Annotated in this window: 26 protein-coding genes; 10 read left to right on the forward strand and 16 right to left on the reverse strand. The window is 72.8% G+C overall.

Going from position 1 to position 24,088, the window contains the following annotated elements; all coding sequences use genetic code 11:
- Positions 1 to 35: 35 nt before the first annotated feature.
- The 4 genes from HHX35_RS05265 to HHX35_RS05280 form a co-directional block, all read right to left on the reverse strand.
- Positions 36 to 1,049, reverse strand: a complete 1,014-nt coding sequence (locus HHX35_RS05265; RefSeq protein WP_182897855.1) for a TIGR04500 family putative peptide maturation system protein — start codon at positions 1,047 to 1,049, stop codon at positions 36 to 38.
- Positions 1,046 to 2,047, reverse strand: a complete 1,002-nt coding sequence (locus tag HHX35_RS05270; protein ID WP_052400091.1) for an MvdC/MvdD family ATP grasp protein — start codon at positions 2,045 to 2,047, stop codon at positions 1,046 to 1,048. The genes HHX35_RS05265 and HHX35_RS05270 overlap by 4 nt, the downstream gene beginning before the upstream one ends.
- Positions 2,048 to 2,114: 67 nt before the next feature.
- A complete protein-coding gene (locus HHX35_RS05275; RefSeq protein WP_182897856.1) occupies positions 2,115 to 2,276 on the reverse strand; it encodes a hypothetical protein in 162 nt (53 codons plus the stop codon).
- A 195-nt stretch (positions 2,277 to 2,471) separates the two neighbouring features.
- Entirely contained in the window at positions 2,472 to 3,032 is a 561-nt protein-coding gene (locus HHX35_RS05280; RefSeq protein ID WP_041952895.1) for a methylated-DNA--[protein]-cysteine S-methyltransferase, read from the reverse strand.
- A 224-nt stretch (positions 3,033 to 3,256) separates the two neighbouring features.
- On the opposite strand from HHX35_RS05280, the gene HHX35_RS05285 reads away from it, so the two are divergent.
- Positions 3,257 to 5,125, forward strand: coding sequence for a PAS domain S-box protein (locus HHX35_RS05285; protein WP_182898384.1), 1,869 nt, complete (start codon positions 3,257 to 3,259; stop codon positions 5,123 to 5,125).
- Positions 5,126 to 5,274: 149 nt separating this feature from the next.
- Positions 5,275 to 5,727: an ATP-binding protein gene (locus tag HHX35_RS05290; protein ID WP_310738906.1), complete on the forward strand. Its 453-nt coding sequence runs from the start codon at positions 5,275 to 5,277 to the stop codon at positions 5,725 to 5,727.
- 39 nt (positions 5,728 to 5,766) lie between these two features.
- Here HHX35_RS05290 and HHX35_RS05295 read toward each other — a convergent pair whose 3' ends face one another.
- From HHX35_RS05295 to HHX35_RS05310, 4 genes are all read right to left on the reverse strand, one after another.
- Positions 5,767 to 6,258, reverse strand: a complete 492-nt coding sequence (locus tag HHX35_RS05295; protein WP_182897857.1) for a GNAT family N-acetyltransferase — start codon at positions 6,256 to 6,258, stop codon at positions 5,767 to 5,769.
- Positions 6,259 to 6,283: 25 nt separating this feature from the next.
- Positions 6,284 to 6,946 carry a membrane protein insertase YidC gene (locus HHX35_RS05300; RefSeq protein ID WP_182897858.1) on the reverse strand — a complete coding sequence of 221 codons (663 nt, stop codon included), beginning with the start codon at positions 6,944 to 6,946 and terminating at the stop codon, positions 6,284 to 6,286.
- A 73-nt stretch (positions 6,947 to 7,019) separates the two neighbouring features.
- On the reverse strand, positions 7,020 to 7,301 hold the full coding sequence (locus HHX35_RS05305) for a DUF6412 domain-containing protein (protein ID WP_041952892.1): 282 nt from the start codon (positions 7,299 to 7,301) through the stop codon (positions 7,020 to 7,022).
- 1 nt (position 7,302) lies between these two features.
- Positions 7,303 to 7,470 (reverse strand): hypothetical protein, encoded by a 168-nt coding sequence (locus HHX35_RS05310; RefSeq protein WP_182897859.1) that lies wholly within the window; start codon positions 7,468 to 7,470, stop codon positions 7,303 to 7,305.
- 262 nt (positions 7,471 to 7,732) lie between these two features.
- On the opposite strand from HHX35_RS05310, the gene HHX35_RS05315 reads away from it, so the two are divergent.
- Entirely contained in the window at positions 7,733 to 8,446 is a 714-nt protein-coding gene (locus tag HHX35_RS05315) for a response regulator transcription factor (protein WP_041952890.1), read from the forward strand.
- Entirely contained in the window at positions 8,443 to 9,558 is a 1,116-nt protein-coding gene (locus HHX35_RS05320) for a sensor histidine kinase KdpD (RefSeq protein ID WP_182897860.1), read from the forward strand. The genes HHX35_RS05315 and HHX35_RS05320 overlap by 4 nt, the downstream gene beginning before the upstream one ends.
- Positions 9,559 to 9,730: 172 nt before the next feature.
- Here HHX35_RS05320 and HHX35_RS44510 read toward each other — a convergent pair whose 3' ends face one another.
- From HHX35_RS44510 to HHX35_RS05360, 8 genes are all read right to left on the reverse strand, one after another.
- A complete protein-coding gene (locus HHX35_RS44510; protein ID WP_182897861.1) occupies positions 9,731 to 11,512 on the reverse strand; it encodes an ABC transporter ATP-binding protein in 1,782 nt (593 codons plus the stop codon).
- Positions 11,509 to 12,036, reverse strand: coding sequence for a TlpA disulfide reductase family protein (locus HHX35_RS05330; protein WP_041952887.1), 528 nt, complete (start codon positions 12,034 to 12,036; stop codon positions 11,509 to 11,511). Before HHX35_RS05330 ends, HHX35_RS44510 begins: the two co-directional genes overlap by 4 nt.
- 27 nt (positions 12,037 to 12,063) lie before the next feature.
- A complete protein-coding gene (locus HHX35_RS05335; protein WP_220505073.1) occupies positions 12,064 to 12,540 on the reverse strand; it encodes a S26 family signal peptidase in 477 nt (158 codons plus the stop codon).
- 2 nt (positions 12,541 to 12,542) lie between these two features.
- Positions 12,543 to 13,097: a MauE/DoxX family redox-associated membrane protein gene (locus tag HHX35_RS05340; RefSeq protein WP_052400090.1), complete on the reverse strand. Its 555-nt coding sequence runs from the start codon at positions 13,095 to 13,097 to the stop codon at positions 12,543 to 12,545.
- A gap of 116 nt (positions 13,098 to 13,213) precedes the next feature.
- The gene (locus HHX35_RS05345) at positions 13,214 to 13,411 is read right to left on the reverse strand and encodes a hypothetical protein (RefSeq protein WP_041952886.1); all 198 of its coding nucleotides are present in this window, start codon (positions 13,409 to 13,411) and stop codon (positions 13,214 to 13,216) included.
- Positions 13,412 to 13,696: 285 nt separating this feature from the next.
- Complete coding sequence (locus HHX35_RS05350; protein ID WP_182897862.1) at positions 13,697 to 15,253, reverse strand: multicopper oxidase family protein; 1,557 nt, start codon at positions 15,251 to 15,253, stop codon at positions 13,697 to 13,699.
- A gap of 11 nt (positions 15,254 to 15,264) precedes the next feature.
- Positions 15,265 to 15,735, reverse strand: a complete 471-nt coding sequence (locus HHX35_RS05355) for a hypothetical protein (RefSeq protein ID WP_041952884.1) — start codon at positions 15,733 to 15,735, stop codon at positions 15,265 to 15,267.
- Between the two features lie 168 nt (positions 15,736 to 15,903).
- Positions 15,904 to 16,341, reverse strand: a complete 438-nt coding sequence (locus HHX35_RS05360; protein WP_231532205.1) for a hypothetical protein — start codon at positions 16,339 to 16,341, stop codon at positions 15,904 to 15,906.
- A 224-nt stretch (positions 16,342 to 16,565) separates the two neighbouring features.
- Here HHX35_RS05360 and HHX35_RS05365 point away from each other — a divergent pair, with 224 nt between their 5' ends.
- The 6 genes from HHX35_RS05365 (at position 16,566) to pheA (ending at position 24,051) form a co-directional block, all read left to right on the forward strand.
- Entirely contained in the window at positions 16,566 to 16,916 is a 351-nt protein-coding gene (locus tag HHX35_RS05365) for an STAS domain-containing protein (protein WP_030511009.1), read from the forward strand.
- A gap of 4 nt (positions 16,917 to 16,920) precedes the next feature.
- On the forward strand, positions 16,921 to 17,667 hold the full coding sequence (locus HHX35_RS05370; RefSeq protein WP_041952883.1) for a glycosyltransferase: 747 nt from the start codon (positions 16,921 to 16,923) through the stop codon (positions 17,665 to 17,667).
- A gap of 115 nt (positions 17,668 to 17,782) precedes the next feature.
- Positions 17,783 to 19,243, forward strand: a complete 1,461-nt coding sequence (mptB, locus tag HHX35_RS05375) for a polyprenol phosphomannose-dependent alpha 1,6 mannosyltransferase MptB (protein ID WP_310738907.1) — start codon at positions 17,783 to 17,785, stop codon at positions 19,241 to 19,243.
- 2,103 nt (positions 19,244 to 21,346) lie between these two features.
- Complete coding sequence (locus HHX35_RS05380) at positions 21,347 to 22,600, forward strand: glycosyltransferase 87 family protein (protein ID WP_182897864.1); 1,254 nt, start codon at positions 21,347 to 21,349, stop codon at positions 22,598 to 22,600.
- Between the two features lie 22 nt (positions 22,601 to 22,622).
- Positions 22,623 to 23,042, forward strand: coding sequence for a DUF4446 family protein (locus tag HHX35_RS05385; protein WP_052400088.1), 420 nt, complete (start codon positions 22,623 to 22,625; stop codon positions 23,040 to 23,042).
- 88 nt (positions 23,043 to 23,130) lie between these two features.
- Positions 23,131 to 24,051: a prephenate dehydratase gene (pheA, locus tag HHX35_RS05390; protein WP_041952881.1), complete on the forward strand. Its 921-nt coding sequence runs from the start codon at positions 23,131 to 23,133 to the stop codon at positions 24,049 to 24,051.
- The last annotated feature ends 37 nt before the right edge of the window (positions 24,052 to 24,088 follow it).

Here is a 24,088-nt window from a genome sequence, read left to right on the forward strand (position 1 = left end):
CGCCTCGTGCTGCTCACGGCGTCGCCTCGTGCCGCTCAGAGCCAGTGCCAGGTGATCTCGGCCGCCGCGCGGCGCGCCGCCATGAACGCGGCGAAGCCCGCCCGTCCCGCGGCGGCCAGCGTCGCCGGGTCCGTGAGGTCCGCCGGCCGCCGTTCGCGTATCACCCCTAACAGGTGCCCGGCGCCATACGACGCCGGCCCCACGGCCGCGCCGGCCGCGGCGTCCCTGAGCGGTTCCGGCAGTTCACGGGCGACCCGGACAGCCGCCGTCACATCGAGGTCCCCCCGCGACAGCACGGCCGTGCCGAGAGCCGCCAACGGTTCCCCCGACGCGGCGAGGCCGGCCAGCCGCTCCGCGCTCCCCGTAGCCCATACCGCCCAGACCTGGTCGAACTCCTCGGGATGGCGCTCCAGGTAATCCCGCGCGGTCTCCCGCTCGATCCGCGCCCGCACCCGCCGCTTCAGGGCGAGCCCGTGGATGTGATTGTCGTAGGCCTCCTGCGTGAGCCCGACCTCGCCGAGCCAGCGCAGCATCCGCTCGCGGGTGCGCAGCCCGCGCCGCAGCCGGTAGGCGTCCGACGCCTCCTGCAGCTCCTCCGGGGCCGGCTCGGGCTCACGCGCGATCAGGTCCTCCAGGACGCAGTGGTCGACCAGCTCCTCCTGCACGGCCGGATCCCGCTCGGCGCGGGCGCGCAGTGTCAGCAGTGCGTTCTGGATCAGCAGCTCCCGGCCGTCGACGGTCAGCACCCGTCCCGAGGCCCAATGAGTGGAGTGGTCCACCGTCCAGGGGACGCCGTCGTCGGCCGGGGCGGTCAGCGCCACGGTCCCGCCCGCCGGATGGCCGAGCACCAGGTCGTAGTCGACGATGGGGCTGCCCGGCCGTACGTCGGTCACGAGCTGGGCCCGCACGTCCGGGTGGTCCGCCCGCCAGCGCTCGGCCGCGCGCCGGGCCGCCGCCACGCCGTCACGGGTACGCGGCAGGCCGCGCAGCAGCTCCACCGCCCCCGCGAGGACGCCGGCGAAGGAGATCTCCTCGGTGGGAACGGTCATGCGGTTTCCATCGTGGTCTCGGGCCCGGGGGCGGGTTCGGCGGCGACGAGCCAGTCGGCGATCGCCGCGGATATGGGCAGGCCGGTGGCCGACTCGATCCAGCCCCACTGGCCGGTGGGGTTGATCTCCAGGTACACGTACCGCCCGTCGGGGGTGAGGATCATGTCGATGCAGCCGTACGGCAGGCCGAGCGAGGCGGTCAGCGCAAGGCAACGGCGCTCCACGTCCTCCGGCAGCCGATGGATGCCGTACGCCGAGAAGCTGCGCTCGTAGTGGCGGTAGTCGTACCGGGTCGTCCGCGATCCCTGGGAGTGGATCTCGGCGGCGAACACCCGGTCCCCCACGACCGTGATCCGCAGCTCGATCGCCTTATCCACGTACGGCTGGAAGATCACCGGGGAAGCACCGAGCCGGTGCCGATGAGTGAGGTGCCGCCGGGTGACCGGCGTGGTGTAGAACACGTGCTCCTCGCCAACGATGTGGAACGGGACGTACTCCACCTGCTTGGCGATCAGCTCGCCTCCCGCCTCCTCCCAGAACGGGATGAGTCCCTCGGGGTCGTTGGTGACGAGCGTCTCCGGCGTGGTGAAGCCGAGCCGGGCCGCCGCGGCGAGGTTGAGCAGCTTGTTCTGCAGTCGGATGACGTCGATGGTCCGGCCGGGAAACCAGCGGGCGTCGAGGGTGTCCTCCCAGCCGTACAGCAGGATCTGCGCGGTCTTCTCGACGTACCGCCGATGGTCGGCGTCGGTCACCGACTCCGATGCCCGGGGCGGAGAGGGCCGGCGGTTCCAGACGGCGCTGAAGCGGGACGTGTCGTACGTCTTGCCGCCGATGTGCAGTGTGTGCCGCCAGGGTCCGCCGCTGAGGCGCGAGGTGATCGTGCTTTCGGCCGGGTAGTCGCCCGGATCCCACCACAGGAACTCCGCCCCGCGTTCCCGCAGATGCGGGACGACCATCTCGACCGACGCGTCGTCCGCGGCGCTGAGAATCAAGATCAACTTACTGTCCTCGTCGAGGGGACGGCGTGACCGGGCGCCCGGTCACGCCGCCGTGCTGGTTCAACCGTCAGATGCGGACGTCCATCGGGTCGCCGTTCCCGCCTCCGAGGGAGGAGGACACCCAGGCGCACTCGGGGCCCTGCAGCGGCGGCAACCCGCCGACGATGTCGTCCAGGAAGTCCTCCGGCAGCTCGGCGTCCCCGTTGAGGTCGTCGATGCGAACAGACATGCTTTTCACCACCTTTCATTTGAAACGGCGGCATGCCCGGAGAACCCGCCCACGGCTGGAGAGCCGCGGCGGCACGAGTCCGGTGTGCCGACGCGGAAGGAGCCTGTCGAGCGCGGCTAAAGGCTTACTTGTGATCTTCTAAAGGCCCCTGACGGCACCGTCGTCCAGGTGGAGTCCAGGTGGAGTCCAGGTGGGTCAGAGGGCGCCTTCCAGGCGGAGCAGGTGCTCCTTGGCCGCCGGGCCGCCGGCGTACCCGCCGAGCGAGCCGGGGCCCTCCACCGCCCGGTGGCACGGCAGGAGCAGGCAGACGGGGTTGCCGGCCAGGGCGTTGGCCACCGCGCGTGGCGCCTGCGGCCGGCCGATCCGCTCGGCGATCTCCTGGTAGGTGGTGACGCTGCCGTACTGCACGGCCGGCATGAGCTGGATCACCGTACGGCTGAAGCCGGTGACCAGGCGCAGGTCCACCGAGAGGGAGAAGGTGCGCAGCCTGCCGGTGAAGTAGGCGTCCAGTTCCCTGCGCAGGGGGTCGATGCGGCGCGGGTCGGGCCCGATGAACGAGCCCACGGCGCGGGAGACCCGGGCGAAGACCTCGTGCTCGTTCTCATAGGTGCAGGCCAGCACGCCGCGTGCGGTCACCGCGAGGACCAGGCGGCCCACCGGCGCGTCCATGGTGCCGAAGGCGACCTCGGGCGGGGCCACGCCGACGTAGCCCGGCGAGGTCACGCGGAGCAGGGCTTCGAGGTCCTCGGTGGACATGGGCGCCCCACTTTCTCTTCTCTGCGTGCAGGCAGCGTATCGGAGCGGTCGCGAGGTGACGGAAAACCCCAAGATCAAAAGGTGAAAGAAGGCACGATGGGGACGTGGGTGACAGCAGCGTGGACGGCCGGGCGGCGGACTTCGCCCCCGCGGTCCCGGACGCCGTGGCTGCGGACGTCACGGCTTTCGGTGACGCGGCCTTCGGTGACGCGGCCTTCGGGGATGTGGCCTTCGGTGACGCGGTCTTCGGCGACGTCGAGGAGGGCCTCGCACGCGCGGTCCTGGCCGGCTCCCCCGACGCGATCGTCGCACTCGACCGCGACCTGGCCGTGGTGAGCTGGAACGCCGCGGCCGAGCGGCTGTTCGGCTGGCCCGCGTCCGATCTGCTGGGCAGGCGGGCCCCGATCGTGCCCGACGAGCTGATGGCCGAGCACAACGCCGTGCTCGAACGCGTACGCGCGGGCGGCCGGGTGTCGCTGACCACCAAGCGCCTCCACCGCGACGGGCGCCTGCTCGACCTGCGGGTGGACACGAGCGCCTTGTGCTCGCCGGGCGGCGTCCTGCTCGGATACGTGAGCGTCTACCACGCCGCCGAGGACGACGACGCCGCGCACGGCAGGATGGTGCGCCGGGCCCGCCTGGTGCGGCGGCTGACCGACGTGGTCGGCGACATCAACGCCGAGCTCGACCTGCCCGTCGTGCTCGACCGCATCGCCGCGAGCCTGACCGAGCTGACCGGCGCCGACGCCGGCGGTTTCGTGTCCATCGAGGGGGAGCGGCTGCGCCTGGTCGGCGTCCACCAGTTGCCCGAGACGCTGCGTGGGGCCACCGCCGGGCTGCACACCAGCCTGGTCGCCAAGCTGCTGCGCACCGGCAAGACCGTGCTGCTCGAGACCGGCCCGGAGGGCTTCCAGGACCTGATCTGGGCGCGTCTGCCCGGCCTGCACACGATCGCCGTCGGCATCGCCGCCGTGGGCGGGCGTCCCTATGGAGCGCTCTACGCGTTGTTCGCCCGGCGTAAGGCGAGCCATCTGGAGCTCGAACTGCTCGAACTGCTGGCCGGACACGCCGGGATCGCGGTCGCCAACGCCATGGCGTACCAGGACGCGGTGCGGCAGCGCGCCCACGAGCGGGCCGTCTTCGACGCCAGCGCCGACGGCATCGCGGTGCTGGACGGCTCGGGCGCGGTCGTGCGGTGGAACCCCGCGGCGGCCGAGTTGACCGGCCACCCGGCGGACCGGGTGATCGGGGGGCCGCCGCCCTTCCCGCTGCCCGTGCCGGGGGAGAAGCTCACCTTCCAGCTTCCGTCCGGCCGATGGCTCGACGTGCTGTGCGCGGAGATCCGGGAGACGGGGGAGACCGTCGTCGACTTCCGCGACGTGACCCGGGCCAAGGAACTGGAGGAGGCCAAGGACCTGTTCCTCGCCACCACCAGCCACGAGCTGCGTACGCCGATCACGATCGTCCACGGCTTCGCCAGCACGCTCGACTCCCGCTGGGACCACCTGTCCGACGGGGAGCGGCGGTCGGCGGTCCACACGATCGCCGAGCGCGCCCGCTCGCTCGGGCAGCTCATGGACCACCTGCTGCTCGGCGCGCGGGCGGGGGCGGAGGAGCTGAAGGTCAGGGTCGAGCCCTTCGACCTGGCCGCCCGGGTGCACGCGGCGACGCTCGGGCTGCCGGTCCTGTCCGACCGGCACCGGCTGGAGGTGGACATCCCGCCCGATCTCCCCTTCGTGTACGGGGACGCGCTGGCCACCGACATCCTTCTGGCCCAGCTCCTGGAGAACGCGTTCAAGTACTCCCCGGACGGCGGCCTGATCCGGGTCGAGGCGTGGCCGGAGGACGACCGGGTCGTGCTGGTGGTGGACGACGAGGGAGTGGGCATCGCGCCGGGCGACCGGGAGCGGATCTTCGAGCGCTTCGTCCAGGCCGACAGCGGCAACCGGCGCAGATTCGGCGGGGTCGGGCTCGGGCTCTACATCGTGCGCAACCTCGCCCGCGCCCAGGGCGGAGACGTCGCCGCGCTGCCGCGATCCGGCGGGGGAACCCGCATGCGGCTGGTGTTGACCTCGGCAGGATCTTCATCCTGATAAGACAGATCGGAGCGTGGCGTCACCACTTAAGGACTGAACTATTGTCCAATGTGCACAAGCTGTGATCCGGGGCACGGTTTCCCGGCCGAGTAAGCGGGGCATTTCGGTCGTACTGGCTTGTGCAGCAGGAACGGGGGAACGGGGAGGTGAGTGCGTCGAGCGTCGTGATGCTGCCGTACGCACCGTCGAGCGTCGCCGTCGCACGTCAGCGCCTCAGCGCCGAACTTTCGAACGCGGGGCTGCTCGCCACCGCCGTCGACGACGTCGTTCTGATCATGAGCGAACTGCTGAGCAACGCGTTGCGCCACGCCCACCCTCTCCCGTCCGGCCAGCTCAAAGTGGCGTGGCTCTGCTCGGACACCCAGGTCGAGGTGGCCGTGAGCGACGGCGGCGCGTATACGGAACCCCGTGCCGGTCGCCCGACACTGTCGTCCCTCGGCGGCCGTGGGCTCGGCATCGTCGAATACCTGGCCGAGCGCTGGGGGGTCAGGCACGAGGAGGAGGCGACCACTGTCTGGGCCGTCGTCTCCGCCTCGTGGCCCGCCCGAAACGGGCATCCCGAGCTGTCCGAAACCCCGGTGCTGCGCGAGGTCGGCTGAGCGCCGCCGCTACGCTCCGCCTCCGCCTCCGCCTCCGCCTTAGAGGGCGTGCTCCATGCAGACCAGGTCGTCCCGGGAGTCCCACGACTCGGTGACGACGAAGCCGAGCCGTTCGTAGAGGGCGATCGCCGTCGTCCGCCAGCGCCACACCGACAGCCGTACCGACCGCAGGCCGGTCGCGTGCGCCCGGGTGAGCGCGGCGCGGACGAGCGCGCCGGCCACGCCCCTGCCGCGCTCGCCCAGGTCGACCCACAGCCGTTTGATCTCCGCCCGCCCCTCGACGGGCGCCGCGAGCACCACGCAGCCGATCACCGCGTCCCCGCGGCGCGCGACCAGCACGACGTCGTCCGCGAACACCGCGCCCGGGTCCTCGACCTCCACCCGATAGCGCTCGGGCAGGTGCGCGGGGCCGGCAACCGGGACGCCCTTCTCGGCCTCGGTCCGCAGGTGGTAGGCGGCCAGGAGCGCCCGCAGGTCGTCCCCGCCGGTGTCTCCGGCCGCCCAGGACACGATCACGTGGTCACGGGTCATGCCGTCAGCATTCCAGCCCCCGGCGTCACGCGGTGCGCGGGTAGAGCACGGCCCGCTCGGCCGTCGTCCAGGCGCTGCTCACGAGCAGGTAGACGCCCGCCGCGAGTGGGAGGAAGACCGCCACGGCCACCGTCCAGAACGGTGTGAGGAGCTGGATGCGCCGCATCGGCGCCGTGGGCTCGACCCTACGGGCGGCGATCACGGCCACGGCCACGAGCAGCGCGAGCAGCCCGGCGAAGACCAGGACCGGCGGGCTGACCAGGCCCGCCCCGGCGACCGCGGCCGCGAGGTGCTCCCCCAGTGGCACGCCGAGCACGCTCTGCGCCAGCAGCAGGTTCGGGTGGCCCGCGATCACGGCGGCCGTGAACAGCCGGTAGGTCACCATGAAGAACGGCGACTGCGCGAACGCCGGAAGATAGCCGGTGAACTGGCCGACGCCCTCCTTGGCGTACAACGCGTTCACCTCACGCAGGAGCCGCTGCGGATCGTTCTTCCACCGCGTGCGCAGCCTGTCCACCTGGGGAGCGAGCCGCGTCCTGATCCGCTGGGCACGGGCGACGCGGACGCTCAGCGGCAGCAGCGACAGCCGTACGGCGAGGGTGACCAGGACGATCGCGAACCCGGCGCCGGTGACATGGCTGAGTGCCTCGATGAGCCGGTAGGCGGGGTCGAGCACGAAGTCGAACATGGGAAGCCTTTCGTCTGAGACCTTCTGCCGAGGGATGAGGGCATGACGAAAGCGCTCGTGACCGGATGGCCGGTCAGGCGAGCGCGGGGCTTCCGGATGGTGCGCGGGGACGGGGACGGCCAGGCGCGCCGGGATCGCGCAGCCTGACCATCGCCGTCTCACCGTTGTACGACGCCCTGCCCGGCCCCCGACGCAGAACGGGGACGCCGGTCAGCCGGCAGAGCATCCAGGCGAACACCAGGACGGCCACGCCGGCCAGGCCGACCGCGGTCAGCGCGCCGGGGGCGGAAGACCCGGCGGCCAACTCGGCCAGCAGCCAGACGAGCGATCCGACGGCGGCCTGGAGAGCGTTCACGTCAGCGGGACAGCTTCCCGACGACGGTGACCACCACGACGGCGACGAGGGCGATGATCCCGATGATGAGCAGGAATTTCAGTGTCGCGAACAGCGCGGGGATCACGAATCCGATCACCAGCCAGACGGCCAGGAGGATCCCCAGTACGGTCAGTACGGTACGGGCCATGGCCCCAAGGTACGCGGTGACACCGACAACCGCGAGCTTGATCCAGAATCGGTTCACATACCCGCGATCCATGAGGTTTCACGTGAATCATCGTGTTCGGCGGCAGTTCACCAACAGACAGTCATGACGCCACGCCCGGCGCGCACGGAGGCGACGGCCGGGAGTGGCGTGCCCGGGTCGCGACGACCGCCGCGGCGGCCGGTTCTTACGAGACGGTGACGGGGGCTCGGCCGGGTCGCCCGGCGGACTTACCGTTGAGGGCGTGTCCTCCTCGAAGTCTTCCCCGAATCCCGCCCGTGTCCTCGTGGTGGACGACGACCCCACCGTCGCCGAGGTGGTGGCCCGCTATCTGGAGCGGGACGGGCACGAGGTCGAGTGCGTGGGCGACGGGGCCGAGGCGCTGCGGCGGGCCCTGGCCGACCCGCCCGACCTGATGGTGCTCGACCTGATGCTGCCCAAGCTCGACGGCCTGCAGGTCTGCCGGAAGCTGCGGGAGCGCTGGCCCGTCCCGGTGATCATGCTGACCGCTCTCGGCGAGGAGATGGACCGGGTGGTCGGCCTGGAGACCGGCGCCGACGACTACGTGACGAAGCCGTTCAGCCCGCGCGAGCTGGCGCTGCGCGTGCAGTCCGTGCTGCGGCGGGCCCGCGGCGCGCTGGTGCCGACGGGCACCGGCGTGCTGCGTGACGGCGACCTGGTGGTGGACGTCGGCGCCCACGAGGTGTGCCTGGGCGGCAAGGAGATCACACTGACCGCCCGGGAGTTCGACCTGCTCGTCTACCTGCTGCGCAACCCCCGTCAGGCGTTCAGCCGCACGGCCCTGCTCGACCAGGTCTGGGGCTGGTCGTTCGGCGACTCCTCCACCGTGACGGTCCACGTGCGCAGACTGCGGGAGAAGATCGAGGACGACCCCACCGACCCGCGCCGGATCGTCACGGTCTGGGGTGTCGGCTACCGCTACGAGCCGCTGTCATGATCGTCCAGATCGTCGCGGTCGCCGCCGGGCTCGGTCTCGTCATCGCGGCCCTCGGCCTGGCGCTGCTGCGGGTGCTGCGCCGCCGGTCGATCGGCGTGATGCTCGCGGTCGTCGCGGCCGTGACGGTCTCCGCGACGCTCGCCGGGGTGGTCGCCATCACCCTCGCCATGATCATCGACGGGCGGCCGAAGAACATCGTGCTCACCGTCGTCGGCATCGGCGGTCTGGTGGGCCTCGGCGTCGCGCTGGTGAACGCCCGCACGGTGGTGCGCGCGAGCAGGAGCCTCGTCGGCGCGCTGGAGAGCGTGCCGCCCTCCGGCCGGTTCACCCCGCCGCCCGCACCGCTCCCCGCCGAACTGCAGACCATCAGCACCGCGCTCGAGCAGGCGTACGAGCGGCTGCGGCTGGGTCGCGAACGCGAGCGGGCGCTGGAGAGCGCGCGGCGTGAACTGGTCGCGTGGGTCAGCCACGACCTGCGCACTCCCCTCGCGGGCATGCGGGCGATGGTGGAGGCCCTGGAGGACGGGGTGGCCGACGACCCCGAGACCGTCAAGCGCTACCACGTCCAGATCAGGGTGGAGGTCGACCGGCTCGCCGGGATGGTGGAGGACCTGTTCGAGCTGTCGCGCATCCACGCGGGCACGCTGCGGCCCGCGCCCACCCGTACGGGGCTCGGCGACCTCGTCGCGGACACCCTCGCCGCCGTCGAACCGCTGGCCCGCGCCGAGGGCGTGCACCTCACCGGCGAGGCGGACCCGCGGGTCCCGGTGTACGCGGACGCCGGGCAACTCGGCCGGGCCGTACGCAACCTGGTGGTGAACGCCATCCGCCACACGCCCGCCGGGGGCGCGGTCGTCGTACGAGCGGTGGCGGAAGGGACGACCGCCCGCCTGTCCGTGCTGGACGGCTGCGGCGGCATCCCGGAGGAGGACCTTCCCCGGGTCTTCGACGTCGCGTTCCGCGGCGAGGCGGCGCGGACGCCCGGCCCCGACGGCGGCGCCGGGCTCGGCCTCGCGATCGCGCGCGGCATCGTGGAGGCCCACAACGGCGAGATCGGTGTGGTCAACGAGGGCCCCGGCTGCCTGTTCACGATCACGCTGCCACTGGCCTGACAGCGCCTTTCCGGGGCGGGTCGCCCGCTCGGCCGGTTCCGGCGTTCACGGCGTGATCGGGAACGCCGCCGGCCTATGCGTCGGCGGGATGCCGGGCATGGGCCCGCAGTGCATTGGGCCCGCAGTGCATTGGGCCCGCAGTGCATTGGGCCCGCAGGTCCGGGTGGCCGCGTCAGCCGACCTGGTACCCCTCCGCCTGGATCGCGAACAGGTTCGCGTACAGGCCGCCGAGGCGCAGCAGGTCGGCGTGCGAGCCGCGCTCGGCCACCCGTCCCTCGTCCAGGACCACGATCAGGTCGGCCTCCCGGATCGAGCCGAGACGATGCGAGATGAGCAGGTTGGTCCGTCCCGCCCGATGCCGCCGCAGCCCGCTGTGGATCTCGTGCTCGGCCTCGGCGTCCAGGCCCGAGCTGGGCTCGTCCAGGATCAGCAGGTCGCGTCCGCCCCTGAGGTAGGCGCGCGCCAGCGCGAGACGCTGCCACTGACCGCCGGACAGGTGGACGCCCGCCTCGCCGCCGTCGAGGAAGATCCGCGACAGCAGTGTGTCGTAGCCGCGGGGCAGCGCGCCGACGAAGCCGTCGGCCCCGGCCCGGCCGGCCGCCGCGGTTATCCGCTCCCGGTCCCCCATCGCGTCGAGGTCGCCGAGGCCGATGTTGTCGGCCGCGCTCATGTCGTAGGTCATGTAGTCCTGGAACACCGAGCCGATCCGCCGCCGCAGCTGCGCGGGATCGACATCCCTGAGGTCGACGCCGTCCCAGAGGATCGCACCCCGCTCCGGGTCGTACATCCGGCACAGCAGCTTGACCACCGTGCTCTTGCCCGCGCCGTTGCGGCCGACGAGACCGACCGAGTGTCCGTACGGAATGGTGAACGAGACGCCTCGCAGTGCCCACTCGTGCTCGGCCGAGTAGCGGAACCAGACGTCGCGGAACTCGATCCCCCGCCGCAGCCCGGGCACCGATCCCGGCTCGGGCCGTACGGGGAGGTCCGGCGGGGCCGTCAGCACCGACAGGTAGTGGCCGAAGAGCAGCGCCTGCTGGTGGATCGTCGCGATCTCGCCGACGAGACCGGTGATCGACGCCTGGACCCCGGCGACGGCGGCGACGAACAGCGAGACGTCCCCCACGGTCCGTCCTCCACTGAGCGTCTCCAGCAGGGCCCACACCAGACCCGCCCCCGCCAGCAGCGCGCTCGCGCCCCCCATGACGCTCTGGACGGCCGTCTCCCGGCGGTCCGAGCGGCGGCGCTCGGCGTCGGCGGTCGTGCGCTGCTCGCGCATCAGGCCGCGAAGGTGGCCCGCGAGGCCGAACAGCCTGATCTCCTTGGCGGCCTGGGCGCTCAGGAGGAGGTCCTGGAAGAAGAACTCCCTGCGCTCGTTCGGGCCTATGCCGATCAGCATCGCGGCACGGCGCCGGGACAGCCAGACCTCGGCCGCCAGGCCCGGCACGGCGGTGGCCGCCACCAGGACGGCCATCCACGGGCTGATCAGGGCGAGAGCGCCGAGAAAGCCCGCACCGGCCAGCAGCGACCTGACGATCCCGAAGGCGGCCATGACCACCATGCCGGGCGTGGCGCCGCCGTACTGCAGCGCGAGCCGCAACCTGTCGAGGAAGGCGGGATCCTCGAACCTGGCCAGGCCGACGAACCGCTCGGTGGCGAGGAACAGGCGGTCCTGCGCGACGACGCCGATCCTCCTGCCGATCTCCTCCCGCAGATACAGGGTGATCTGGGGGACGACGGCCGCCGTGGTCCCGCAGGCGGCGAGTGCGGCGCCGAGCCAGGCGATCGACGCCGGCGTCGCCGTCCCGTGGGCGACCAGGTCGAGCACGGCCTTGGTCAGCCAGGCGATGGCCGGTGGGACCACCGCGCCGGCCGCGATCAGCGCGCCGTAGGCCGCCAGCCTCGCCCTGCCCGCCTCCCACGCCAGCCGTACGGCCGCCCAGACGGCCTTCACGCGCCCAGGCCCTCCATGCTGGTGCCGCTCGCGAGGATCGTGCGGGAGGCGTCGACCAGCGCGAAGGCGGGGAACCCGGACACCGACAGCGCCCTCGTGAGGCCGCCGCCGGAGCCGTCGATCACCACGCGGGCGACGGGTTCGAGCGCGGCACGCTCCGCCGCGACGTCCTCCTCGCGGCCGGCCAGTACGGCGAGGACCGACGACCTCCCGCCCGCACGGTTCTTGGCGGCGTCGACGAACGACGGCATGCGTTCGGCGCAGGCGGGGCAGCCCGGCGAGAAGACGCCCACGAGGGTGGGCGTCCCGGGGAGGGTGTCGTCGGACACCGTCTCCCCGTCCGTGGTCACGGCGGTGAACGGGCCGACGGCCGACCCCGCGGGGGCCATGACCCCGGGCCCGCGCCGCAACGCCGCCAACGCCTCCGAGTGTTCACGGAGCCTTCGGATGATGCCCACGGACAGGACGAGGTCCACGGCGCACAAGACCCCGACGACCGCGACGAAGGCGATGAGGAACGGCATGAGATCTCCCTGCTTGGGCCGTGATTTTCAGCGACTGCCGTCCGGCGGCAACCGCCGCAGGACCACTCCGAGGACCCGGTCGGCGGGCACGAAGCCGCGCTGGCGCGAGTCCAGGCTCGAGCGCGGGTCGTCCCCCAGCACGACCAAATGGCCGGCCGGCACCCGGTCGGCGCCCCGGAGCGCGGGGGCGTCGGCCACCTGTTCGGGCACCGGATCGCCCCCGACCGCCGCGATCCGCTTGATATGCCATTTCCGTTCCGGCCCCGGCTGGTGACTGCGAGGCCGTGGCGCCTCGATCACGACGACCTCGCCCACCCGTGCGCCGTGCGGTGGGACGCGCCGCACCAGGACGCGATCTCCCGTGCGGAAGCTCGGCCGCATGCTCGTGCCGGACACTTCGACCAGGACGAACCGCCGGCGCAGCCAGGCGACCACGGCCAGGCCGGAGAGCGCCACGGCCACGACAGGAAGGAGGATCAGCCGCCCCCTGACCGGGTGGGCCACCGCTACCTGCTCTCCCGGGTGAGCCCGAACAGGTCGGCGATCTCTCCCGTCAGCACGACCAGGACCGTCACCAGGAGCGCGGCCAGGGCCGCGACCGCCGCTCCCGCGGGCTCGGCCGGCCCGCGTACGGGAACGAGGACCGTCAGCGCCAGGCCGGTGAGGGCGATCAGCCCGAGGAGGGCGTTGCGGGCGAGGTCGGCGGGCCCGACCGGAAGCTTCCTGCCGCCGAAACAGTGGCAGGGGACCGCGAGCCCCCTGCGGATCGCGGCGTGGATGACGAAGGAGAACGCCGCCAGCGCGGCCAGCGCCACCGCGAACCCGGCGGACACCGTGGCCGGGACGGTCATCAGCACGACGACGGCCCCCTCCGCGACGGCCACCACGGTCGCGAGCGCGTGGCGCCGCTCCGCTCGCAGGGCCCCCATATGAGCGGGAAGCAGCCGCGCCGTGGCGTCGGCGAACCGCAGCCACGACTCCCGCCCGCGCAGCTTCGACGCGAGTGAGACCAGGAACGTCAGCCCGATGGCCATCCGGCAGGCGAGGAGCAGGTAGTTCATGGATTTCCCCTTCGGCTCGGACTCCGCCGCGCACCACGCGTGATCGCCGAGAGGTGACCCGGCCGGCCGAGGCCGCGCGCGGGCGTCGCCCGCGCGTGACCCGCCGCGCCGGAACCTCAGCAGGCCTGGCTGTAGCAGTAGTAGCCGTAGTTGCCGCCGTAGCAGCACACCTGCCGTACGCCGTTGTTGCAGGGGCAGTTCGGGCCGGCCTGGCTGTAGCCCGGGCACCAGCACGGCACGGCGGCCGACGCCTCGGTCCTCGGCACCAGGCGGGCCAGCAGGCGGTCGCCCCAGGACTGGAACGTGCGAACCATGCGAGACTCCTCCCTTCGCGGGCTGATCATGCGAGCAGCCGTCCTCACGTTCTCATCGGGGCGGCGGAGATCAACCGATGAGAGGTCGCGATGCGGTCCGGTGGCCCTCGCAGTCAGGGATCCCGGCACGGTGACATGCGGGGGCGCCGCCCGGACCGGAACGCGATCCTGCGCGGGTGACATCGCCTGTCATGAAAGGTTCACGGCCGTGGGCCGGACCGTTCCACATCACGAGACCAGGTCGTGGTGTGGGGCGGCCTTCGCGGGGCTCGCCTCGGCCGGGAGTCACTCCGGCTCGTTCCCGGCCGTCCCGCCCACGGTGAAGGGCGTGGTGACGCCCTCGTACATGAGATGGGCGACGAGACCCTCCGTGGCGTGCGGCAGGTTGTGGCAGTGGTCCATCCAGATGCCGGGGTTGTCGGCGACGAAGGCGATGTCGTACGACTCGCCGGTGCCGACTTCGAGCGAGTCCACCCACCAGGGGCCGCCCGTCGCGCGCACGCCGTCGCGGCTCAGCACCACGGCGTGGTGGCCGTGCAGGTGCATCGGGTGCGGCTCGCCGCTGTCGTTGACGATGCGCACCCGCACCACGTCGCCCTCGGCGACGACGAACATCGGCACGTCGGGGAACATGTGGCCGTTGATCGTCCACCAGATCCCCGGACGTCCGTCGAGGAAGCCCGGGCGGCGCCCGATCTCGTAGTCGAACCGCCGATCGGGCCGGTCCGGGTCGAACCCGAGCGGCGCCGGCGTGCCGTAGTGGAGCAGGTCCAGCGAGGTCGCGGGCCGGGGGACGGCGGGCACGTCGTACGACCGCGAACCGAGCACGACGCCGGCCGGGCCGCCGACGTGCACCCGCACCGGCGAGCCGTCCTCGGGCATGGTCACCTCGATGTCGGCGCGGCCTCCCGCCGTGACCGTCACGGCGGTGTCCCTTACGGGAGCGGGGTCGTGCAGGTCGGTGCCGTCGACGGCGGCGAGCCGGAACGGGGCGCCGCCGACCCATACGGGCGTCTGGCCGTTCTCCGTGTTGATCACCCGTACGCGCACCCGTTCGCCGGGGCGCGCCTCGGCGCGGACGTCTCCCTCACGCCCGTTGATCGTGCGGGCCCCGTCGTAGAGGTGCAGCAGCGCCACGACGTCGGCCGTGCCCGCGGGCGGTCGCGCCGCCGGGGTCACCACCAGGGCGCCCAGCAGACCGCGGCGCACCTGCTCGTGGGACACCTGGTGGGAGTGGTACCAGAAGGTGCCGGCCTGGCCGGCGACGAACCGGTAGGTGAACGACCGGCCCACGCCGACCGCGTCCTGGGTGACACCGGCGACCCCGTCCGCGGCGTTGGGCACGTCGACGCCGTGCCAGTGCAGCGTGATGCCGTCCGGCACGGACTCGTTGACCAGGCGGACCTGCACCAACTGCCCGACGGTCGCGTGGATGACCGGGCCGGGCGAGGTGCCGTTCAGCGTGTAGCCGTCCACCGGTCGGCCGGGGGCCAGCCGGAACCGCTGCCTGCGCGCGACCAGGGTGATCGAGACGTCGGCCGCGCGGTCCGGATCGGCCGTCAGCGACGTCAGGCTGCGCGCCGACGCCGTGTGCGCCGAGTGCCCGCTGTGCTCCGGCTGCCCGCTGTGCTCCGAGTGCGTGTGCTCCGAGTGCGCGGAGGTGCCGGCGGCCATGTGGGTGAGGGCGCCGCCGTAGTCCGCGTACCCCATGTCCATGACGGAGTACGCACCGGGCATCAGACTGTCCTGCCACATCCAGGCCAGCGGGCCGAGCAGGGCGATGGTCGCGGCGCCCGCCAGGGCGAGCCGGAGGCGGGCACCGCGACGGCGAGTCGCGTCCATGCGAGTTGTCGTCAGACGGCGGTCTCGACACGGGCGTGGGGCTGGGCGGTCGCGCCCGCCGCCGCCCGGCGGCCGCGAAGCGCGGCGTGGACGGCCGCGCTGAACAGCAGCAGCGCGTTGAGGCCGTGCAGGGCGCCCAGGGCGGGGATCTCGTGGCCGAGGAGGCCCAGGGAGACCTGGACGGCGACGAGCAGGACCACGAGGACGGCCCCCTTGACCGCTCCGGGGACCTTCGCGAAGAACGAGGAGATCAGCAGGAGCAGGGCGATCACGGGGATGACCATCATCCCGTTGATGCCGTGGACCATGAAGGCGAAGAACTCGGGGAACTCCATCCCTCCGCTCTCCGCGCTCGCCTTGTCGATCACACCGCCCTGCTCGACGTACTTGAACAGCCCGGCGTCGCCGAGCACGACCATCATCGCCTGCACGGCGACCTCGGCCGCGACGAGTGAGGCCAGGACCTTGTAGACCAGTTTCATGACGCTCTTCCCCTCCTGTGTCGGCCGGCGCACGTCTGCGCGCGCCGGCCCTTACACAGAGGAAGGTACGGACGCCTCCATGGAGAACACTTAATGATGACTTGTAACTCTTGGCGTCGCCGGATCCCGGCACGAAAGCCCAGCTCGGCGCGGCTCTGGCCGCCCGGGTCACAGGTCGCGCTGGTGCTCCAGCTGGCCGCGCCAGGAGGGGACGTCCGGTGCGGCCTCCCGCTGGCGCGGGGTGAACGCCTCCGCCATGGCCCGGAACGTGGGGCACGGCCAGCGCCACATGCAGCTCCGGCACCGCAGGATCGGGTTGGCCGGGTCGCTCGAGATGCCGCCCGCGTCCCTGGGCTGGTGCAGATCGAGCAGCCGGATGCCGAGCTCGGAGAAGCTCAGCAGCTCCTCGCGCGCCTCGGCGAGGAAGTCGAGGTCCTCGGCCGCCAACCGGGCGCTGACCGGGACGTACCCCTCGCGGTTGACCAGGCCGCGCAGCGGCTCGGCCGCGTCGCGCCACGACGAGGCCTTCTCGGTGCGCACCTGGATGGTCTCCAGATGCTCGCGCAGCACGCGCCGCTGTGGATCCTCGGGTATTTCACTGTTCATCTGCTCTCGGGCCCGCTGTGCTCGGCGCCCGCCCTCCTTTGCGAAGTGACGACCAAGACGCGGAGGTTCCGGGCCCTCCATCCGGCGACGCCGGTGTCGCATAGCGTCAAGCTTCGCGCACTCGGCGTTTACGTGGGGCCGGAATCGGGGACAAAGGGCGGACGACTCTTCGACGAAACCGATGGAGCGTGACCCGGGGCCGGGACGACGCTAGTGTGCGCCTCGTGGAGCTCAAAGTCGCGACGCAATCCCACGCCGGTCAGGCCGTCATGGCCGTCTTCGGCGAAATCGACCTATATACCGCGCCCCGGCTGCAGGCGGAGTTCACCCGTCTGCTGGAGACCGGGCCCGACCGGGTGGTCATCGACATGTCCGGAGTGGAGTTCTGCGACTCCACGGGCATGAACGTGCTGCTGTCGGCGCTCAAACGGCTGCGCGAACGGGGCGGCACACTGGAGGTGGCGGCGCCGAGACCGGCGGTACGCAAGATCCTCCAGGTCACCGGTCTGGACTCGGTGTTCACCGTGCACGACACGGTGCCCGCCGACCTGCTCACGGCCGAGCATCAGGGCTAGGCGCATGGGGGAGATGGCAGTGCCCGAGCCGGACACCGCGGTGGTGATCCCGGCGAAGGACGAGGCCGACCGGATCGGCGCCACTGTGACCGCCGCCCTGAAGCTGCCCGGCGTGGATCTCGTGGTCGTGGTCGACGACGGCTCGTCCGACGAGACCGGCCGGGTGGCCAGGGCGGCGGGCGCCCGGGTCGTACGGCACAGCCGCAACCGGGGCAAGGCGGCGGCGATGGAGAGCGGCGCCGAGGCCGTGCGCCTCCTGGACGAGGACCATCCCCGGCACCTGCTGTTCCTCGACGCCGACCTGGGCGAGACGGCGGCGGCGGCCCTCCCGCTGATCGCGCCGGTGCGCTCGGGCGAGGCCGACATGACCATCGCGAAGTTCGCGACCAGGGTGAAGCTCGGCGGGCACGGCATCGTCGTACGGCTGGCCCGTGACGGCATCAAGCGGCTCACCGGCTGGGAGGCCACCCAGCCGCTCAACGGGCAGCGGTGCCTCACCCGGGCGGCGTTCGAGGCGGCCCGGCCGCTCGCCCACGGCTTCGGCGTCGAGACCGGCATGACCGTCGATCTGCTCAGGAAGGGCTTCCGGGTGATCGAGGCCGAGGTCGAGATGTCGCACCGGGCGACCGGCACCGACTGGCGCGCCCAGTTGCACAGGGCCAAGCAGCTCCGCGACGTCGGCCTGGCCCTCGCCGCCCGCGAGCCCGCGGTGGACCAGGCGCGCGCCGCCCTCCGCCCGCCGCGCCGCTGAGCCTCTGAGCCTCTGAACCGCAGCGTCGTACGAGTGCCGCGCCCGGAGGCGCGGCCGTTGCCGCCGGGCACGGCGGCCGGCCGGTGACGGCGGGCTGATGTGGTGGAATTCTGGGGTGGATTCGCGGGGGCGCGCACGGATCGCCGCCCGGCTGGCCCCGGCCGCCGGCGGCCTCTCGGTCGTCCTCACGATCACGATCGGCGTCCTCGGGCCGTCCTCGATGGTGCCCGGGCTGCCCGGGAGGTCGTGGCAGCCCCCCTACTCGCTCGGTCTCGCACCCGACGGTCATCTCGTCGTCGCGCTGGCCGCCGCGGCGCTCGTCCTCGGCACGACCGGCCTGGCCGCCGGCCTCGCGTACGCCGACCGGATGCCGCGGGCGCGCACGCTGGTCGTCGCCGGGTGCGCCGCCGCCGCGGTCCTCGCGTTCCTGCCGCCCTCCGGGTCGGCCGACCACCTCAACTACGCGGCGTACGGCCGGATGGCGGCCCTCGGCTACGACCCGTACGCGACCGTGCCCGCCGACCTTCCCGCCGATCCCGTCGTCGGGCGGGTGGAGGAATGGACCAGGACGCCCAGCGTGTACGGCCCGGTCGCGACGGCCGTACAGGCGCTGGCGAGCCACCTCGGGGGCGAGTCGGTCCGCCTCACGGTCTTCGTGATGGCGCTGGTCAACGCCGCCGCCTTCGTCGCCACCGGCCTGCTGCTCCACCGCGCCACCGCCGGCGATCCCGTGAGGCAGCGCCGCGCGGCCCTGCTGTGGACGGCCAACCCGCTGATCGTCTATGAGCTCGTGGCCGGGATGCACCTCGACACCGTGGCGATCGCGTTCGTCGTGGCCGGGCTGGTCGCCCGCCGGGGCGTGCCGCTCGGCCTGGGCGTCGCGGTCAAGGCCACCGTGGGCCTGGTGGCGCTGGGCACGGCGTGGGAGCTGCGCAGGAGCCCCCGGCGGCTCGCCCTGGTCGCCGGGACGGCGGCGCTGACCGTGCTCGTGGCATACCTGCTCGCCGGGCCCCACTCGCTCGATCAGCTCGTCAACGCCAGCAAGTCGGTCTCGCTCGCCACGCCGTGGAAGCTGGCCCAAAGGGCGCTGCAGACGGTGTTCGGACCCGGGGCCTACCGGGCCTGGATCCAGGTGGGGTCGCTGCTCCTGCTGGCCGCGCTCGCCGCCCTCCTCCTGCGCGGACGTCCTGCGGCCGGCCGCGAGGGGCCGGTGGTCGCCCTGGCCGTCGCCGTGGCCTGGCTGTTCGCCACGCCGTACGCGCTGCCCTGGTATGACGGGCTGGGGTTCGCGCTGCTGGCCCTGGTCGCCTGGCCGGGCCTGGAGGCGTTCCTGGTCGCCCGGCTCGCCGTGCTCGCGTCGGCCTACCTGCCCGCGCGTCAGGCGGATCAGCCGGACGACCTGGGGTGGCTCGTCGACGTGGTCAGGGGCTGGGTGGCGCCGTCGCTCCTGCTGGCGCTGACGATCGCGCTGCTGTGGTGGGCGGCGCGGTCTGGAGCGCGCGTACGGACGCCGCGAGCGTCAGCGGCACCGCGACCGTCAGGGCCATCGCCGGAATCGCGATCCCCGAGTCGTTGATCAGGAACCCGGTGAACGCCGCGGTCAGTGCGCCGAACAGCCCGGCCCGCAGCTCCGGCGCCCGCTCGTAGGCCAGGCTCAGCGCGGGCGCGCCCCACCGGGACGGCCGGGCCAGCACGAGGAACAGGAACGCCAGCGCGACCACCGACAGCAGCGTCAGCGGGAGATTGCCCAGCGTGTGGAGCATCGCCCCGAGCTTGCGCCCGACGACCGAGCCGCCCTCGCCGCCGATGATCTGCTGGACGAACGCCCCGAGGTGGGTCCGCCGGTCGGCGGGGCGCAGCCAGTCGGCCACCGCGATCAGCGTGATGAGCACGACCCCCGCCACGGCGACCAGCCCCAGCCGGAGGATCGACACCCGCCTGCCCGTGACCATCAGCACGCACACCGCCACGCCGAGGACGAACGACGGCACCCCGCCGAAGTCCGCGCCCCAGGTCGGCCAGCCGTCCCCGGCGATCGCGAGCAGGCCGTACGCCACGCAGACGGCCACGGCGAGCCTCGGCCGGCGGCGCAGCGCGCAGGCGACGGCCGCCAGGAGCAGGATCGTGCCGGTCGAGTAGACGGCGAAGGCCATGTTGCCGAAGCCGTAGAACCTGCCGCCGGTCACGGGCTCGTAGCCGGCCACCGCGTTCACCTGCAGCCGCGAGCCCGTCACCACGTCGGCGAGGAGCGCGAGCGAGCTGATCCCGGCGACCACGGCGGGCGGCCCCAGCACGTGGCGGCGCCAGGGCGCAGCGTACGCGAGCCCGGCCAGCAGGACGGCGAAGCCCAGGATCGTGCCGAGCAGGGCGGGCATCGGATGCGCGAAGCCCCACCACGGCACGAGCTGCGCCAGGAAGATCGACACCGGGAGCGCGCCGCTGATCGTCGCGACGACCCGTGTGGTCGTCAGCATCCGCCGGTGGCGCCTGATCACGAGCGCGGCCAGGCCGTAGAAGAGCAGTTGCGCGGCGACCAGCGTGATGAAGAACGGCTCCCTGACCTCCCTGAGCACCTGGCTCGCGAGGTCGGCGTCGGCGAGCCCGGGGGCCGCCTCGCTCACCGGCGGCGCCGCGCCTCCGTCCGACCACGCCCTGCCGACCGCGCCCTCGGGAGTGGGGAGGCCGAGCAGGTGCGTGACCGTCGTCGTGACGTCGGTGATCGTGACCAGCGCCCGCTGCCGGGTCGAGGCGGCGGTCAGCCACCCGTGCCCGTACGGCCCGCCGGCGGCGATCGCGACGTGCAGGTGGGCGATGGAACCCTCGCCGCGGCCGGGGGAGTCGGACAGCCCCGCCACGAGCACGGTCGAACCGGCGGGCACCTTGGCGAGCACCTCGGCGACGGTCCGGTCGGCCGCGCTCACGGCCGCCCGCCGCGCCTGTCCGCGCCCGTCGTCGGCCGGGTCGTCGGGCTGGGCCCCGGTGATCTCCCCCGCCTCGGCGACCACGAGGGCGTACGGCGTGAGATCGGGCAGCGCGGCGGGTGCCGCGGCATACGTCGCGACCCTGCCGGACCGGTCGGCGGCGGCCAGGGCGGCCCCCGGGCCGATGGCCGCGATCTTTCCCCCGGCGGCGGTCACGGCGTCGGCGAGGAGCCCGAGCCGGGCCTTGAACGGACCGGACTGCTGCACGGCGACCAGTTCGGACCAGTTCGGAATCGTCGCCGTGCCGCCGGCGCCGGTGACGGGCTCGGGAAGGGGGCCGCACCCGGTGCCGGGAGTTCCCGCCCGCTGGCCCGCGGAGACCGTCAGCCAGCCGGCGGCCGGACAGGTCACCGGCAGCCCCTCGGGAGGGACCGTCCTCGTGGACAGCGACGCGCCGGCGCCGCGGGCGGCCAGTCCCCACAGCGCGCGGGTCCGCCGCGGGTCGAGGTCGTCCCAGCGGAGGCCGGGCACCCCGATCATCACGACCCGGCCCGTCACCGCTGCGGCGTGCTGTGAAGCCGACGCGGGAGCGGCGGGCAGGACGAGGGCCGCCACGACGAGCACCAGGATCGACGCGAAGAGCCCCGCCGCGGCCCGGGCCGCCGGGCCCGGAGCCGTCGCTGATCCAGGTGGCACTGTCCCGCGCTCCCTCATGATCGATAACGGTGCGGACACGGTCCACGGTAGCCTGCCTGGTCATGACGACTGGCCGGATCGCGGGGGCCCGCCGGCCCGCCTGGGCGTGGGCGCTCGCCCTGGTGGCGCTGGCCGCCGCGGCGTCGCCGCTGATCGCCTACTGGCTGACCAACCCCGAGGACCAGCGTCTGGTGGACCTGGACGTCTACCGTACGGGCGGCTGGGCGCTGCTGCGGGGTCTGCCCGTCTACGACGTGATCACGCCGGCTCCCCAGTTGCTGCCGTTCACGTATCCGCCGGTGGCCGCGATGCTGGCGGTGCCGCTCGCCATGATGTCGTGGCCGGTCGCGCAGTGGGTGTGGACGGTCGCCATCGTCGCCGTTCTCGCCGTGACGGTCCGGCACGCCTTCCGGGCCTTCCTGGACGGGGTGCGCGGCGCCCTGGCCGCGCCGCTGCTGTTCGCCGTGCTGTGCGCCGCGTGCACCTATCTCATGCCGATCAGGGACCAGTTCAGGTTCGGCCAGGTGGACCTGTTCCTCCTGGCGTTGTGCCTGCTCGACTGCGTGGCGCGCAGGCCGTGGTGGCCGCGCGGGATGCTGATCGGCCTCGCCACGGCGGTGAAGCTCACCCCCGGCGTGTTCCTCGTCTACCTGGCGATCACCGCCTTCCCCGCCCGGGAGGGGGATGAAGGACAGCGCCGTGCCTTCTTCATGGCGGTGTTCACGGCGGCCCTGCTCACGCTGCTGCCGTTCCTGGTGATCTTCGACGACGCCCGGGACTTCTGGTTCGGGGCGCTGCTCGACTCCGAGCGCCTCGGCGCGAACGCCGCCACCACCAACCAGTCGCTGCGCGGCATGCTGCTCAGGCTCTACCTGCCCGGCTGGCTGACCACGGTGCTCTGGCTCGCCGCCGTCGCCGTGATCGGCTGGTACGGCTTCCGCCGCGCCCGGCGGGCCTACCTGGACGGCGACGTCACGACCGCGGTGGCGCTCACGGGGCTGATGGCGGTGCTGTTGTCGCCGGTGGCCTGGATCCACCACATCGCCTGGGTCGTGGTCGTGCTCGCGGCCCTCGCGGGGTCGGGGCGCGACCGGGTCCGGCTGCTGGTCGCGGCGGGCGTATGGCTCTACTATGTGCTGCCCATCCCGTGGTGGGGCGTGACGCTCAAGGCGCTGGAGATCCCCGTGCTCAGCCCGGTAGCGGGAAAGATCGTGCAGAACGCGTTCGGCCTCGGCGCGATCGGCCTCGTCTGGCTCCTCGGATCCTGGTTGCCCCGGCGGCGGGCCGCTGTCGCCGTTCCCGCTGCGGCCACTTGACCAATTCATTACGCTCGGTGCCGTGCTGGTTACCGTTGTGGAGATGGCCGGTGTCCTGGCGGGGGTGACCGGCGTGGCCGTCGGCCTGATCGCGCTGCGCGCCGCCCGCCGTTCCGTGCGGGTGTGCCTGGACGCCCTGGATCGGCGGGCCGCCGTCGAGGGCCCGGTGGACAGCAGGGCGATCCGCGACGTGGCGTTGTATCGATACGACGCGCTCGACGAGATGACCGGCAGGCTGTCGTTCTCGCTCGCGCTCATCAACGGCTTCGGCGACGGCGTCGTGCTGACGTCCATCAACGGACGCACCGAGACCCGCACGTACGCCCGTGCCGTACGCGGAGGGAAGGGGCTGCAGCCGCTGTCGCCGGAGGAGGAGCACGCCGTGCGGGCCGCCAGGCTCGGCATCGGACCGGAGGTCGAGCCGCAACGCCTCCCCCGCTGAGCCGGGACGGCGGTGCACGGGCGGAAGCCGGTCAGCCCAGGAGTGTCTCCGCATGCCCGCCACACCTACCTGCGGATACCCTTGGGACATGTCGAAGCTCGCGTACCTGGGGCCTCAGGGCACCTTCTGTGAGGCGGCCCTGCGGCTCCTGGAGCCGGATGCCGAGCGCCTGCCCTGCGCCAACGTCGGAGCCGCGCTCGACGCCGCCCGCAACGGCGAGGCGGACGGCGCGGTGGTCCCGCTGGAGAACTCGGTGGAGGGGGCGATCACCCAGACCCTCGACGAGCTGGCCGGAGGGAGGCCGCTCCACATCACCGGCGAGTGGCTGCTTCCGGTCGAGTTCTCCCTGCTGGTGCGGCCCGGCACCGAGCTGGCCCAGATCAAGCGGATCACCACCCACCCGGCGGCCCACACCCAGTGCCGCGGGTTCATCGAGCGGGAGATGCCCGGCGCCGTGGTGATCCCGGCCTCGTCGACGGCCGCCGCCGCGCAGGAGGTCGCCTCTCCCGAGTCTCCGTACGACGCGGCGATCAGCCCGGCCATCGCCGGGGAGTACTACGGGCTCGACGCGATCGCCTCGAACATCGGCGACCGCTCCGACACCGTCACCCGGTTCATCAAGGTGAACCGGCCCGGGCGGCTGCCCGAGCCGACCGGCGCCGACCGCACCTCGCTCGTGGCCTTCCTGCGCGACGACCACCCGGGCGCGCTGCTGGAGATGCTGAGCGAGTTCGCGGTGCGCGGGGTCAACCTGACCCGCATCGAGTCGCGTCCCACCGGCGACGGCATCGGCCGCTACTTCTTCCACTTCGACTTCGAGGGGCACATCGCCGACGCCCGGGTCGGGGAGGCCGTCGCCGGGCTCCACCGGCTCTGCGACGACCTGCGTTTCCTCGGCAGCTATCCGCGGGCCGACCGGGTTCCGACGCAGATCAAGGAGGGTACGGCCGACGCGGACTTCGCCGAGGCCGCCGAATGGCTCGGAAAGATCCGCGCCGGTCTCGCTTGACGGGCGGGAGCCGCACCGGCTCCGGTAGCCTTTGAGC

The organism is Microbispora sp. H10830 (assembly GCF_014161375.1).
GTDB classification, from domain to species: domain Bacteria; phylum Actinomycetota; class Actinomycetes; order Streptosporangiales; family Streptosporangiaceae; genus Microbispora; species Microbispora catharanthi.

What these genes read in the sequence shown, in the direction of transcription:
- HHX35_RS05265 (WP_182897855.1), bottom strand. Translation starts at nt 1,049, where the DNA reads ATGACCGTTCCCACCGAGGAGATCTCCTTCGCCGGCGTCCTCGCGGGG.
- HHX35_RS05275 (WP_182897856.1), bottom strand. Translation starts at nt 2,276, where the DNA reads ATGTCTGTTCGCATCGACGACCTCAACGGGGACGCCGAGCTGCCGGAG.
- HHX35_RS05280 (WP_041952895.1), bottom strand. Translation starts at nt 3,032, where the DNA reads ATGTCCACCGAGGACCTCGAAGCCCTGCTCCGCGTGACCTCGCCGGGC.
- HHX35_RS05295 (WP_182897857.1), bottom strand. Translation starts at nt 6,258, where the DNA reads ATGACCCGTGACCACGTGATCGTGTCCTGGGCGGCCGGAGACACCGGC.
- HHX35_RS05300 (WP_182897858.1), bottom strand. Translation starts at nt 6,946, where the DNA reads ATGTTCGACTTCGTGCTCGACCCCGCCTACCGGCTCATCGAGGCACTC.
- HHX35_RS05310 (WP_182897859.1), bottom strand. Translation starts at nt 7,470, where the DNA reads ATGGCCCGTACCGTACTGACCGTACTGGGGATCCTCCTGGCCGTCTGG.
- HHX35_RS05320 (WP_182897860.1), top strand. Translation starts at nt 8,443, where the DNA reads ATGATCGTCCAGATCGTCGCGGTCGCCGCCGGGCTCGGTCTCGTCATC.
- HHX35_RS05330 (WP_041952887.1), bottom strand. Translation starts at nt 12,036, where the DNA reads ATGCCGTTCCTCATCGCCTTCGTCGCGGTCGTCGGGGTCTTGTGCGCC.
- HHX35_RS05340 (WP_052400090.1), bottom strand. Translation starts at nt 13,097, where the DNA reads ATGAACTACCTGCTCCTCGCCTGCCGGATGGCCATCGGGCTGACGTTC.
- HHX35_RS05345 (WP_041952886.1), bottom strand. Translation starts at nt 13,411, where the DNA reads ATGGTTCGCACGTTCCAGTCCTGGGGCGACCGCCTGCTGGCCCGCCTG.
- HHX35_RS05350 (WP_182897862.1), bottom strand. Translation starts at nt 15,253, where the DNA reads ATGGACGCGACTCGCCGTCGCGGTGCCCGCCTCCGGCTCGCCCTGGCG.
- HHX35_RS05355 (WP_041952884.1), bottom strand. Translation starts at nt 15,735, where the DNA reads ATGAAACTGGTCTACAAGGTCCTGGCCTCACTCGTCGCGGCCGAGGTC.
- HHX35_RS05360 (WP_231532205.1), bottom strand. Translation starts at nt 16,341, where the DNA reads ATGAACAGTGAAATACCCGAGGATCCACAGCGGCGCGTGCTGCGCGAG.
- HHX35_RS05370 (WP_041952883.1), top strand. Translation starts at nt 16,921, where the DNA reads ATGGGGGAGATGGCAGTGCCCGAGCCGGACACCGCGGTGGTGATCCCG.
- HHX35_RS05380 (WP_182897864.1), top strand. Translation starts at nt 21,347, where the DNA reads ATGACGACTGGCCGGATCGCGGGGGCCCGCCGGCCCGCCTGGGCGTGG.
- pheA (WP_041952881.1), top strand. Translation starts at nt 23,131, where the DNA reads ATGTCGAAGCTCGCGTACCTGGGGCCTCAGGGCACCTTCTGTGAGGCG.